Genomic DNA, 13,448 nt, shown 5'->3' on the forward strand with positions numbered 1-13,448 from the left:
TTAGATCTTTTTTCTTAAAAAAATAGCCACGAATTCACGAATTGTTTGTTTTCATAGATGGTAAAAATAAAATTCGAGAATTCGTGGCGATTAAAAATAAGCCGTTATTTTTTCTTCCTCAAAACCAAAAATACAGGATAAGAAATCAAAGTGAGAACAACGATTATAGCAAAACCTTTCGGATCGCTGAAAATAAATCCTATTAACAAAGCAATCGAGGCTACAAAGGCAAATATTGTCGTCCACGGATACCAAAAAGAATGATACGGACGAGGTAAATTGGGTTCGGTGGCTCTTAGTTTTAAGAGAGAAAGATAAGCCAGTCCCCAAACGATAATAGAGATAAAGGCTGCGAAAGAAAATAATACTTCAAAAGATCCTATACAAATTAAAAATAAACTGAAAAACGATGAAACTAAAAGCGCTACGATTGGTGTTCCTCCTTTATTTACGGTTGTTCCTTGTTTGAAAAAGAACCCGTCACGACTTAATCCGTAAAGGATTCTTGGTGGAATCATCATAAAAGCATTTAGTATACTGATTAATGAAAATATGGAAATTACCGTAACAATAATAGCTCCGTTTTCTCCAAAAAGGATCTTAGCAACATCAGCTGCTGCTAAATTTGATTTTGCCAGGGTTTCAATTGGTAAAACATGAAAGAAAGCGGCGTTTACTAAAACATAAATGGCAACAACTAAAAAGACACCGCTGTACAATGATTTGGGAATATTTTTGTTGGGGTTATCATTTTCTTCGGCAAAAAAGCAAACACTGTTCCAGCCGTTGTAAGTCCCGATGATCAACTGTAATGATTTGAAAAAGCCGAAGATTAGTCCAATTTGAAAGAAAGAATTGTCCGTTTTGATTTTAGGAACTTCAGTACCTGTGTACATAAAACAGGCTATGACCAAGGCTACAAAACATATTACTTTTAAGAAACTGGTAATTTGCTGAATGACGCTGCCGTTTTTTACACCACTTAAATGAATAAGTACAAAAGCAAGTAATAAAGAAATTGCCATCACGGTAGAATAGTTTGAGAGTACAGGAAACAAAATAATAATGTACTCACTAATTACAATACAATAAAAAGCAGGCGGTGTTACATTGACGATAAAATCAAACCAGCCGGAAAGAAAGCCTGCATATTCACCAAAAGCTCTTTTAATATAGTTATAGGAACCTCCTGCTTTGGGTAACATTGTGGAAAGTTCTGCATAAGAATTGGCTCCTAGCAAAACATATAAACCTCCAAAGAGCCATGAAGCAATAATGAGCCAATAATTGTCTAGTAGGGAAGCAATGCTGCCGGGTGTGCGAAGAATTCCAACGCCAATCGTTCCTCCAATTAATACAGCAATATTAAAACTTAGGCCAAGACTTTTTTGCAATTGATTTTTTTTGGAATCTGACATATATCGGAGTTTTGTTTTGGTGAGAATTTTTGTGGAACAAAAGTAATACAATCGGATTACTTTCTTTAGTGAAAACAAAAAACCTCATCTATTGTAAGATGAGGTTTTTCGTTTAAAACCAAACTTTTTTGTTTTCGTTATTGAAATACGACAAAAGTCCGGAGGGTAAAATCTAATTCAAAATTTTAGAATTTATATTTTAAGCTTGTCAAAATTTGACGAGGTGCAATTGGGTTGATACTGTAATTTTCGTGAACAGTATAATTCAATTCATTTGTAATATTAGATAATTTACATAAAACAGAGAATTTTCTCCACTCGTAACCTACAGAAGCATCAATAGTAGTGTAACCTTCGATAGGAATATCTCTGTCTCTAATGGTAACAATGTAAGCAGGATTTGGTTTTGGATTGGTAGGTGTAGGCTTAACAGCTGTCCATAGATAATCATCGTTCCAACCACCTAAGCGGTTACCAATATAGTTAGCAATTGCTCCAAATGAAACTCCTTTAAACATTCCTTCCGGTACTTTATAGAAGAAACTTAGGTTGGCTGTGTTTTTAGGTGTTCTTACAACCTGATCTCCGGCTACAAAACTTCCACTTGTTCCGGAAGTTTTAGTATAACGCATATCATTATAGCTATAACCGGCAATAATATTAAGTCCTTCAATAGGTGTTGCAGTAACATCAATTTCAACCCCTTTACTTTTAGTAGCTCCGCCCAATACTTTTATGTTTGAATTCACATTTTCAGTAACACCATCAGCTAGAAATGGTGCAGTTTGAGCCAAATTGCTGTTTGAGATTTGGTAAACCGTTAAGTTTGTACTTAACAAGCCCTCAAAGAATTCTTTTTTAATACCTGCTTCGTATTGGTCAATGATCGATGCTTCAATTGTTTGACCGTCAACAGTAAATCCTGTATTTGGTGTAAACGAGTTTGAATAGCTGGCAAATAATGAAGTGCTTTTTGTCGGTTGATAGATAATACCCACTTTTGGTGAGAAGGCATTGTCCAGTTTTTTAGCACCAACTTCTGCAATTGCATTTTCCGGAGCGACCGTTTGAACTTTTGTACCGGTGTTATAAGTTTCTTTATAAGTGGTAGCTTGGCCTTCTTGCCATGACCAACGAATACCTGCTAATACTTTGACTTTTTCTGTAATCGAAATCAGATCCTGAAAATAAGCCCCAAAACGATTGGTTTCTGTTTTTAGAATTTGAGTCACTCTTGCATTTGGAATATCATTTTTTTGTTTTGACGGATCAAAAGTAAATAAATTGATAGTGTCATAATTTGCTGGATCAAAAGCATAAGTGTATCCGGTAGCAAATGAATTTTCCCAATCAACACCTGTATATACCTGATGTTTTACTGATCCGGTATTGAAATTTCCTTGTAAACTTAATTGGTCGCCCAATATCTGCTCTAAATTTTTATTTTGAACTAATGCTCTGGTCCAGTCGCCACTATTGGTTATATTGGACATCTGAGCTGTAGACTTTTGAGTTCTATCATAACTTTGGAAAGAGCTATTAAAGTTTAGTTTCCAGTTTTTATTGAAATCATGGTTTAATAAAACCGAAGCGCTTGCTGATTTTGTAGTACCATTAGACCAAAGTGATCCGTAGAATGCATTACGAGGTAAGTCAAGAATTTGTTTTCCAATAAGTCCTGTTCCAAAATCCGGAGTCCAGTCTGCTGTTAAATAATCCCCTTGTACCGTAATTTGTGTTTTTGGATTGATGATAAAAAGTAAAGACGGGTTTACATATACACGTTCGTTTTTTACTACATCTCTAAAGCTTTCAGAGTTTTCGTAAGAACCGTTTATTCTAAAAGCAATTGACTTGCTAAGAGGACCATAAAAATCGAAAGAAGGTTTGTAGAATGCATAACTTCCAATTTGCATCGATACCTCGCCACCTGATTTAAATGAAGGTGTTTTGGTTACCAGGTTTAAGATACCTCCCGGTGCAACGTTTCCGAACAATAAAGCCGAACCTCCTTTTAGGAATTCAACTTTCTCCAGACCGGAAACATCAGGAATGGAACCTGAATTGTAACGGAATCCGTTTTTAAACATATTATTGGCAGACATGTCATATCCTCTTGAGAAAAAAGATTCTTGTGCACCACCACGAGCAGAACTTACATAAACACCATTAGCGTTTTTAATAACTTCACTTAAACGAATAGCCTGTTGTTGTTCGATTACATCAGAACTAATAACCTGTATGCTTTGTGGATTGTCCATTGGTTTTAATCCCGAACGAACTGCAGTAACCGGTTTAGGCTCTCTATTGGTTTTAATTAATACTTCATTTAGTATTTCTCCTTTTTTGTTTTTTACCGTGTCATTGGCAGTTGAGGCTGCCTCGTCGCTTGAATAGTTTTGGCTGTAAGAAGCAAAACTTATAAAGGATAATGCAAGTAGTAAATTATATTTCATGTTGCTTATTTAGATTTAATAAAAATAAATTTTTGCAAATGTAATATCGAGATACGGTCTTAACAAAATTTTCAGAGTTTTTCTAGATTAAAATTTCATTAGAATAGTCTTAAGATTAGCTTAAGATTTTGCTTTTTTGAGTTTTATTAAGTATGAAGTAGAGGAGGTAAAAGAGATTTTAGGTTAAAAAAAGCCTTGCTCATTATGAACAAGGCCCAACTAACTATAAAATGATCAAATAAGGAATGGACTCTATTATTTAACGGCAATTAAATAAGTTGCCATCTTCCAGATTTCGTTGTAATTTTTACCATTATGTTCTCCGGCTGCTTTTTCAGTATAAGCAAACTCTACCATATAATTTCCTGACCAAAGTGGTGTAAAAGAGATTTCTCCTTTGTCATTGCTCCATAATTCTTTTTCCCAGCCATTTGGAGCAATTACTTTTATTTTTTGTTTTTTAGCCGCTGCACCTTCATACAAAGCATTGATGTTTAGTACTGTTTTTTGTTTAGCCGCTGTCACTTCTTTAGCAAAGACACTAATGATGTTTGTATTTGCGGCAGCATCATTTCCTTTTGCGGCATTGCCCACGGTAACCGTTGCGCTTGAGTTGTAATCTAATTTCATGGTACCGTATACATCTTTTACAGTATGATGCATCACTACTGTATAAACGCCATCCTCATCTGGTGTAAAAAAGGCCTGATATTTATTTTCTAAGGCTGTAGCGGTAAGTTTTGTTTCTTTTTTTGACGGGCTAATTACAACCAGTGAAAAATCTTTTAAATCCGAAAACCATTTTGCTGAAGCTGTAATATCATTGTCTGAAAATTCCCCGAAGAAAACTGAAATTTCCTGTGCTTTCCCTTTAGTACCAGTCGCTTTAGTTTCAATCCATAAAGCATGGGCAAATAATGCAGGGCTCGCAACTAACATTAAAAGTAAAAATGTTAATGATTTTAAAGTTTTAGATTTCATAATATTTAATTAATGAGTTAATAATTTAGTATCACAAATGTAAAATTTAATATTAGTCTGACAATATTTATTTAGAATAATTATGAATAATAAATCGTAAATCTAATTTTGAATTTTCTTCCGAATATCGTCAGCTCGTTTTGTGTCTCCATTTTTTATATATGCTTTTTCTAGTGCGAGAGGTATATTTTTACTTTTCGGATAATACTTTTCGGCATATTTAAAGAAAATAAGGGCCTGTTGCGGTTTATCAATGTCCAAACAATAATTGCCAATCCAATCCAGATAACTTTCGGTTGGGAGGAAGGTAAAACCGGTTTGCTGAGATAATTTAGCATATTGTTTTTCGACCAGTGTTGGATCAATAACAGCTTGTTTTACCTGAACCAGATGTTCTTCAAAAAGGAAGCGTAAACCATCATATTCGGCCGGAATGGGAATGGTTCCGTGATCTTCATTGTCATAAAATTTAAAACCCCAGCGAAGGTTTTTAGGCTTTTTATCTTTCAGCAATTTTTCAAATTTTCTGATGCCTCTTGCCATATCTGTTGTGGTATCCTGAGGAATGCTTTTTTTATCGGCCATGGCTAAATAAATACTGCGCTGTTCAAAATTTTTTGTATTAAAAAGTGAATCCGCTTTTTTATTCATAAGTTCATTATCCCACCAAAGACTTGGGTCAATAATGATATAAGAATTAAATAATGAGGTATGATTCAACAGAATATTTACGGCTGTTAATCCTCCAAAAGAATGTCCGTTTAAAACATTATATCCCGAAGTTCTGTAATTGGAGTCGATGTAAGGACGTAGCTCTTTCTCTAAAAAAGCGATGAAGTTTTTATTGCCTCCGCTTTGTTGAAACATCTTCTTTTTTTTATCAAAAAACGCCTGACGATTTGCTTCGGTAGGGGTAAGATCTCTGGTTCGGTTGGTATTGGTTATTCCAACAACTATCATTTGAGGAATACTGGCATAAGGTCCTCGCGCAAGTGATTGCTGAAGTCCGGTAAAGGAATGAAAATTACTCTCGGCATCTAGTAAATAAACAACAGGATATTTTGCAGGAGCATATTTAGTACTGTTGTAATCAGGGGGAAGATAAACCCAGAAGTTTCGTTCTTCATTTAATGCTTTAGAGAATAGATGATGTTTACTGCCAATAGAGATGCTGTCTTGCGAAAAGGAAGGCGTAAACCAAAAGAGGCATAGCAATAAAATTGTTTTTTTCATTTTTAAACTGATTGTGTTTTTTTCTTTTTATTCTGACGTCCGTACCAAATTAAAAAACCTGTCACGGGAAGAAACATGCATACAAGTCCCACAAGTAAAGTCAGTGTTTTTCCAATCCATCCGGCCCAAAAACCAATGTGGAGGTTCATAGTTGTGTCATCAATATCTAAACCGTTCATTACTTTTACGGGTATTTCAAATTCCTGGCCTGTATAGCGATTAAGCACAAAAGTTTTCCCGTTTTGAACGCCTTTCAAACCAATATCTTCGGCGGTAACTGCAAATAAACTGGTAATGCTGTCTTTTGCGGCAATCGATAATTTGACTTGTTCGATCGTTTTGTCTTTTGCAAATAATCGTTGTATTATGGGGTTTAATGCTGCAAATGTTTTAGTACTGTCATATTCAGGTTTTATGTCCCGAAATTTGGAGTAAGCGCGCGGCATACCTCCAAATGCTTTTTGCGTCGCAGAGTTTAAAGGTTTGTTGACAATAATTAAACCCGTAATGGTAATCAATAAGGCGGGCAATAGGTTGTAAAACCCTGGAACATTGTGTAAATCGTAGTTAAGTCGCTTGAAACTGGCATTTTTCTTAATAGTAAAGCTTTGTAGTTTAGTAGATCGATTCCATTTTTTGGGCCACCATAAAATAAGTCCCGTAATTAATTCGATTAGAAAAATCCAAACTGAAATTTCGACAACTAAATTTCCAATATCTCCAAAAGGAATATGACCGCTGTGAATGTGGGCAATGACATAAAAGAAATCATAAGCTTTTCCCGAAGTCAGAACTTTACCTGTGTAGGGATCGATCCATGAAAATTGCAAATCTCGGTCTTTGGTCGACGAAGCCATTTTAATGGTTCTTTCGGGATCTCTATAGGTAATAAAATAACTGGGTTTACGATCTGGCAGTTGCGTTTTGAAAGCCCTTATAATTTCTTCCGGAGTCAGTTTTTGTTCTTTTACTTCAGAAACATATAAGGAATCATAAGCCAGTCCATCAATAATATTATCGCAAAAGATAAATAATACTCCTGTAAGCGCTACAATAAATACAATAATTCCGGAAGTAAGTCCTAACCATAAGTGGAGCCAATGATTCAGTTTACTCCATTTGCTTTTTTGTTTGTTTTTTTTGATTGTATTTCCAGACATACTGTAAAACGATAAAAACCAAGCTACAATCGATAAGATATGATAGCTTGGTTATAACTAATTAAAAAGAATTAAAATTTAAAAGTAAGATTAGCTACTAATTGTCTTGTTGGCATCATATTAGCCCAATAATCTGCTGACCAATATTCTTTGTTCGCAAGATTATTGACTTTTAGCCCTAATCTAAATTTTTGTTTTTCATAGAAGACACTGGCATCTAATGTAGTGTATCCGTTTGCTGTAAAAGTATTGGCATCATTTAAATAGCTATCACTTTGAGTGTTTCCGCCAAAACCAAAACCAACTCCTTTGGCTTGTCCGTCTAAGATTTTATAACTAATCCAAAAATTAGCAACATTAGCAGGAGTAGAGTAAGGTTTTTTTCCTTCAAGACTTGGGTTTGCTTTGGTGTATTCACTTTGGTTATAGCCGTAACCTACAATAATGTGTAAACCTCTAAACGGATTTGCAATCAAATCGGCCTCAAAACCTTTACTGCTTTGCGTTGCATCCTGAACAGAAAATAAAGGATTGTTAGGATCTGTACGCAATTTGTTTTTTACTTTAATATCATAGTAGCTCAAAGTACCGTTTAGTTTTCCTCCCAGTAATTCAATTTTTACACCACCTTCTAACTGGTTTGCTTCTTCAGGTTTAAACTCTGTCAAACCATTTGGATTGTCTGCAGTTGGTGCTGGCGACACATTGCTGAATCCGTTCATATAATTTCCAAAAACCGAAACTTTGTCTTTAACAACCTGATACACTAAACCAAATTTTGGAGAAACAGCATTCTGATTGTACTGTGCAATTTTGTTTTCGTAATGATCAAAACGCGCGCTGGCCATAGCAATAAATCGATCGGTAATATTGATCACATCCGAAGCATAAAAACTTAATGTTCTAAAATCTCTGGTGTTAACTACAGTTGGCGCCGTCATATTGGCAATAAGCTGTTTGTATTTTTCCATATTGATAAAAGCAGCATTTCCGTTGATGGTAAGAGCAGGATTTGCAACAGCGGCATCATAATTATTAATGAGCCATCTGTTATCGTTTGTACTGATATAGGTGTAATCGATCCCTAAAAGTAATCGGTTTTTAAGGCTTCCAATATTGAAGTTCCCGATGAAGTTTTGTTGAATTTGTGAAGTTTTAAAAGTACTGTTGATGTTGTACAATCTTCGTTGTAAAGTAATACCAGAGTTCGCAGCCGTATTGATCAGCAAGAACAAATAATTGGCCTTGTTGTCGGTAAAAGCATTAGAAAAATTAGTTTGTGAAACCCATTGATCTGATAATTGATAGGTGGCTTTTGCAAAAATGTTGGTGTTTTTTGCTTCCGACTGTAAATCATCTGTCGCATACGATTTTTTGAAATCAAAATGTAAATCATTCAGACTTTTTACTGGCGGTGTACCGCTTCCTAAACCAATAGAAGTTGAATTACGGTTTCCCTGGTACAATTCTAAATCAAAGTCAAAGGTCAAACGGTCACTGGCTTTATAAGTAAAGGAAGGAGCCACGACAAAAGTGTGGCTTTTGCCATAATCCTGCCATGTTTTTTGGTTGTCTAAAGCGGCGTTAACCCTAAAAAGCATTGTTTTTTCCTCATTAAGAGGTGTATTAAAATCGATAGTTGTACGACTCAGAGCCCAGCTTCCGGTCGTATAACTTACTTCACCTTTCATAACGTCAAAAGGCTTTTTAGTCACTCTGTTGATAAGACCGCCATAAGTGGTTAAGGACGAACCAAACAAGGTTGCCGATGGCCCTTTGATTACTTCGATACTTTCCAGGTTTACAGGATCACTCATCGTTACCCAGTTTGTGTTCATTCCGTTACGGATTGATCCCGCTGCCGATGAACCGCTAAAACCACGCATTCTTAAACTTAATCCAACTCCTCCTGAACCCACGCTTTGTGTCACGTTGTTTAATCCCGGAGCCGAGTTTAAAGCACTTCTAAAATCAACCGCGATTTGTTCTACAAAAAGTTCTTTGGGAACGACGGTATACACTTGCGGGTTTTCAAGATTTGAGATCGGTAATCTCGCTACATATTCACTTTGTTTTTTAGCGAATTTTTTGGCGGCAGAAACAACAACAACTTCCTGCAACTCTTTTAAAGAAGATTCCAATTGAAAAGAAACTGTTGAGGTTTCATTTGCTGTGACTGTAATTTGCTGTTTTGACGGAATATGTCCCATCATATTAATTTCGATTTCATGTGTTCCCGCAGGTATCTGGTTTAAGATAAAAATACCATTTTCATCGGTGAGAGCTGATTTTTTTAATTTTGGTATGGCAATATTTACGGCGGAAGCAACGTGGTCATCCGAGGTAATTACAGTTCCTTTTACAGAACCGGTATTTTGTTGGGAAAATGCATCTGTAATGAAAAAACAAACGAGGAGAAGCATGTAAATGGGGTTGCTTAACATCTTTTTTACCCTTGGTATAATAAAAAGCATACTATATTTATTTAGATTGGTTATAAATTGATAATTTTACGCAAAAGTAATATGTTAATAAAAACATAATAAACGCAATAAGGATTAATATAAACGCAATAAGGATTTAAATGAAATTGTCTTGTAGTTAGTAAGTTATAGACTATAATTATGTATTTAAACTTGTTGCAGCAAATAGAATGTTAGCGATGAAAACAGTGATGAGAAGTGATATTTTTAAGCGAGAACTGGTTGTTGTAAATGATCCTATTCGGTTTAATAAGGAAGATCTTGTCGAGAAGAAAATCAATTATAATTACAAAGGAATTAGAGGTGTCATTACCGATATAATGTTAGATGGGGTTCATTTGGTGGCAAGAGATCTAATAATAGAAAATGAATTTTACTCGATTGAAGTAGAGCACGATTTTTCGTTCATAAAGCTTCATATTGAAATGGAGGGTGATAATGAATACTGCCCCGAGAATACATCAGACAGAGGGATTTATATTCCGCAGGGACACTATAATTTGTTTTATTTGCCCAAAATAAAAGGCATTTTAAATTATCGGACTAAAAGAAGAAAAACGCTCGAAATCACGTTTACGGCATCCTATTTAGAGCAGCTGTTTTATCCAAATTTAAAAACCACCATTCCGCTTTTGGCAGAAGCAATAGCTACTCATACCTCATATGCAATGTGGGATACAAGCAAAAGTATTTCGCCTAAACTGAATGTTTTGATAGAAGATATCTTGCAATGTTCGTATTCCGGAGCCATTAAAAAAGCTTTTCTGGAATCAAAAGTAGTAGAGATTCTTTCGTATTTATTTACCATTATAAATGAAGAAGAAAATACCAAAGTAAGCGTAGAACTTAGTGCATGTGATTATGTTAAAATCCTTGAAGTCGAAAATATTTTAAAAACACAATTTAAAGAAAAACATACTTTAGCGAGTATTGCATCGCAGGTAGGGCTGAATAATTTTAAAATTAAAAAATATTTTAAGATGGTTTTTAATGCTACTGTTTTTAATTATTTGACGCAGGTGAGAATGGAATATGCGAAACAAATGATATTAGAAAAGGATCTCCCGATATCTGTTGTTTCTGAAGAATTAGGTTATAAAAACCCGCACCATTTTACAGTGGCTTTCAAAAAAACGTTTGGATATCTGCCCAGTAAACTAAAAAAATAAAAGGGACTAATCTCTTAAATTAGCCCCTTTTTTATCTTTATTGGATAGTTTATATTAGAATTTGTACGTGAAACTGGCTACTACATTTCTGGGTTTTTGTGGATTTAGAGTAGACCACCCACCATTGAAATAATCTTTATTAGCAATATTGTTAATGTTAAAAGCTACACGGAATTTATTTGAATTATAGAAAACCGAGCCATTGATTACAGTATAATCCGGCAATACAAATTTTCCGGTTTTAGAACTGTCCAGAATGGCATTTTCACTGGCATAATTTCCTCCAAAACCAATACCGAAATTCTCTAATGTACCTTCTTCAAATTTATAAGTTGCCCATAGGTTTACTAAGCTTTTAGGACCTGACCAAAAGGGTCTTTTGCCTTGCTCCAGCCAAACATTTCCAACATCACCTTTCGTAATTTTACTGTCGTTGTAGCTGTATCCGGCAATTATGCTTAATCCTTTTATTGGTGCAGCATTCAGGTCAAATTCAAAACCTTTGCTTTGCGCTTCACCGCCCTGCGAGCTGTACAGTGGATTACTGGTCACTAAATTGGCTACATTAATATTATAGTAACTCACAGTAGCATTTAATTTATCTTCAAAAATAGTTGCTTTAACTCCAAATTCCAATTGATTGGCATGTTCCGCTTCGAAAGTTTTGGAACCGATTAAATTGCCATCAGTATCATAACTTACAGCTGGAGCAATGTTTCTGAAGCCATTCATGTAATTAGCAAATACGGCTAACTTATCTTCAACTGGCTGGTATAATAATCCGAATTTTGGCGATAAAGCCGTTTGTGTATAATCGTCATTTTTATTTTTGATGTCACCCTTCGTATCAAAATAATCAATTCTTAAACTAGCCATGGCCAACAATTTAGAAGTGATGTTAAGCACATCAGACGCATAGACGCTATAAGTTGCATCCTGCGGATTGAAGTTTCCGGCCGGTTCATTTGCCAGAAGTTTATCAACAGATGTTTGGGTCAGATAGTAAGGATTGGCAGCATTTAATTGTCTCACTTCACCCTGTGCTGTGATGTTGTAAAGTTTACCATAACCGGATCCGCCATACATTACATTTCTTTCAAAATAATCGAAACCGGCAACAAGACGATTGCGCATTGATCCAATTTTAAAATCGCCAATGAAATTCTGTTGAATATCAGTTGTTACAGTTTGTGATTGTTCTTTGGTGATATTAAATCCAAAATCTTTATTTCCATCTTCATTGTCATAGATATAAGTGTAATAACCTCTTGATTTTGATGAACTTCTGGATAAAACCGTTTGCGAAGTCCATTGATCGGAAATTTTATAAGTCATCTGTCCCTGGAGACTGTATCTTGGATTTTTTATCGATAGATCGTTGCTGTAAAATGATAAATCGGTATTATAGTTTAATTCAGCCAAGTTAGCATATTGCAAAGCGGAATCTCTGCCTAAAAATAGCATTGACGGCGTTGTTTTTTCTTCCAGCATTAATTCCGTATTGATCAAAAAGGAAAGCTTATCGTTTACTTTATAAGAAAGGGAAGGAGCTACAAAAAAGGAAGTACGAAATCCGGCATCCTGAAAACTGTTTTCGGTTTGATAAGCAGTATTAATTCTAAAAAGAACATTATCGGCATCGTCTAGCGGTGTATTGATATCGGCAGTGACCCTGTTTAATCCAAAACTTCCGGCCAGATAAGATACTTCACCGCCAAAGCCACTATATGGTTTTTTGGTAACGGTATTAATTAATCCGCCATAGCTCACTAAACTGCTGCCAAATAAAGTTCCGGATGGACCTTTTATGACTTCGATGCGTTCAACGTTTGCCGGATCTAAACTTCCGTTTGTTAAACCCGGTAATCCGTTTACAATATTGGCCTGGACTTCAAATCCACGAAGGCTATAATACGAACCACCATCACCGCCACGACCTGTAGATTCCCATAATTTTTGAATTCCGGGTACATTTTTTAAGGCATCCTCATAATTTGTAATGGCTTGCTCCTTAATTAGTTCAGATGAAACAATGTTGTAAACCTGTGGATTTTCGACATTTTTTAAAGGCATTTTTGAAACATAAGTACTTTGCTTAGGAAAAGCTTTTCCTCGATTATTGGTAATGATTACCTCTTTTAACTGTTTGTTTGAAACCTTCAACTGTAAGTTAAGTGTTGTAGTTTCATTGATCGAAACAATTACTACCTGTTCCAGAGTTTCATAACCGGCTAAAGAAACTTGCAAAGTATAGGTGTTTGGTCTTACCCTGTTAAATTCAAAAGCGCCGTCTTCATTACTGGTGGTACCGTATTTTGAACTTTTCAGGATAATGTTAACACCAACAGCCAGTTCTCCATCTGATGTTGTTATCGTTCCTTTAATTTTTCCGGTGTTTTGCTGAGCAAAAGCACTGAAAGAAAAGAGTAAAAAGAGATAGATTACGAATTGCGAATTTTTAATTCGTTTTTTAAAGTAGTTCATGATTTTTTTGATTGGTTAATGTTATCAGTGAATAATTGTAGGAAAATAATAAGCGACTAATTTT

General features: G+C 35.2%; 8 protein-coding genes. 1 reads left to right on the top strand and 7 read right to left on the bottom strand.

Translation table 11 applies throughout. From position 1 onward, the window contains the following. Positions 1-104: 104 nt before the first annotated feature. The 6 genes from B0A80_RS15585 to B0A80_RS15610 all read right to left on the bottom strand — a co-directional run bounded on the left by B0A80_RS15585 (position 105) and on the right by B0A80_RS15610 (position 9,722). Entirely contained in the window at positions 105-1,418 is a 1,314-nt protein-coding gene (locus B0A80_RS15585; protein ID WP_089077852.1) for an APC family permease, read from the bottom strand. Positions 1,419-1,603: 185 nt separating this feature from the next. Continuing rightward, positions 1,604-3,874, bottom strand: coding sequence for a TonB-dependent siderophore receptor (locus tag B0A80_RS15590; RefSeq protein WP_089077853.1), 2,271 nt, complete (start codon positions 3,872-3,874; stop codon positions 1,604-1,606). Between the two features lie 255 nt (positions 3,875-4,129). Beyond that, positions 4,130-4,855 carry a hypothetical protein gene (locus B0A80_RS15595; RefSeq protein WP_089077854.1) on the bottom strand — a complete coding sequence of 242 codons (726 nt, stop codon included), beginning with the start codon at positions 4,853-4,855 and terminating at the stop codon, positions 4,130-4,132. A 102-nt stretch (positions 4,856-4,957) separates the two neighbouring features. Further along, positions 4,958-6,088 carry an alpha/beta hydrolase gene (locus B0A80_RS15600; protein ID WP_070906960.1) on the bottom strand — a complete coding sequence of 377 codons (1,131 nt, stop codon included), beginning with the start codon at positions 6,086-6,088 and terminating at the stop codon, positions 4,958-4,960. 2 nt (positions 6,089-6,090) lie between these two features. Then, positions 6,091-7,248, bottom strand: a complete 1,158-nt coding sequence (locus B0A80_RS15605; protein WP_089077855.1) for a PepSY-associated TM helix domain-containing protein — start codon at positions 7,246-7,248, stop codon at positions 6,091-6,093. A 71-nt stretch (positions 7,249-7,319) separates the two neighbouring features. Continuing rightward, on the bottom strand, positions 7,320-9,722 hold the full coding sequence (locus tag B0A80_RS15610; RefSeq protein ID WP_089077856.1) for a TonB-dependent receptor: 2,403 nt from the start codon (positions 9,720-9,722) through the stop codon (positions 7,320-7,322). 188 nt (positions 9,723-9,910) lie between these two features. On the opposite strand from B0A80_RS15610, the gene B0A80_RS15615 reads away from it, so the two are divergent. Beyond that, a complete protein-coding gene (locus tag B0A80_RS15615) occupies positions 9,911-10,900 on the top strand; it encodes a helix-turn-helix domain-containing protein (protein ID WP_165607919.1) in 990 nt (329 codons plus the stop codon). A gap of 54 nt (positions 10,901-10,954) precedes the next feature. Here the strand turns inward: B0A80_RS15615 and B0A80_RS15620 are convergent, their stop codons facing one another. Beyond that, complete coding sequence (locus B0A80_RS15620; RefSeq protein ID WP_089077857.1) at positions 10,955-13,384, bottom strand: TonB-dependent receptor; 2,430 nt, start codon at positions 13,382-13,384, stop codon at positions 10,955-10,957. Between the last annotated feature and the right edge of the window lie 64 nt (positions 13,385-13,448).

The organism is Flavobacterium tructae (assembly GCF_002217475.1).
GTDB classification, from domain to species: Bacteria; Bacteroidota; Bacteroidia; order Flavobacteriales; family Flavobacteriaceae; genus Flavobacterium; species Flavobacterium tructae.

Coding starts and splice junctions, on each gene's coding strand:
- B0A80_RS15620 (WP_089077857.1), bottom strand. CDS start 13,384: ATGAACTACTTTAAAAAACGAATTAAAAATTCGCAATTCGTAATCTAT.
- B0A80_RS15590 (WP_089077853.1), bottom strand. CDS start 3,874: ATGAAATATAATTTACTACTTGCATTATCCTTTATAAGTTTTGCTTCT.
- B0A80_RS15600 (WP_070906960.1), bottom strand. CDS start 6,088: ATGAAAAAAACAATTTTATTGCTATGCCTCTTTTGGTTTACGCCTTCC.
- B0A80_RS15585 (WP_089077852.1), bottom strand. CDS start 1,418: ATGTCAGATTCCAAAAAAAATCAATTGCAAAAAAGTCTTGGCCTAAGT.
- B0A80_RS15610 (WP_089077856.1), bottom strand. CDS start 9,722: ATGCTTTTTATTATACCAAGGGTAAAAAAGATGTTAAGCAACCCCATT.
- B0A80_RS15615 (WP_165607919.1), top strand. CDS start 9,911: ATGAAAACAGTGATGAGAAGTGATATTTTTAAGCGAGAACTGGTTGTT.
- B0A80_RS15595 (WP_089077854.1), bottom strand. CDS start 4,855: ATGAAATCTAAAACTTTAAAATCATTAACATTTTTACTTTTAATGTTA.
- B0A80_RS15605 (WP_089077855.1), bottom strand. CDS start 7,248: ATGTCTGGAAATACAATCAAAAAAAACAAACAAAAAAGCAAATGGAGT.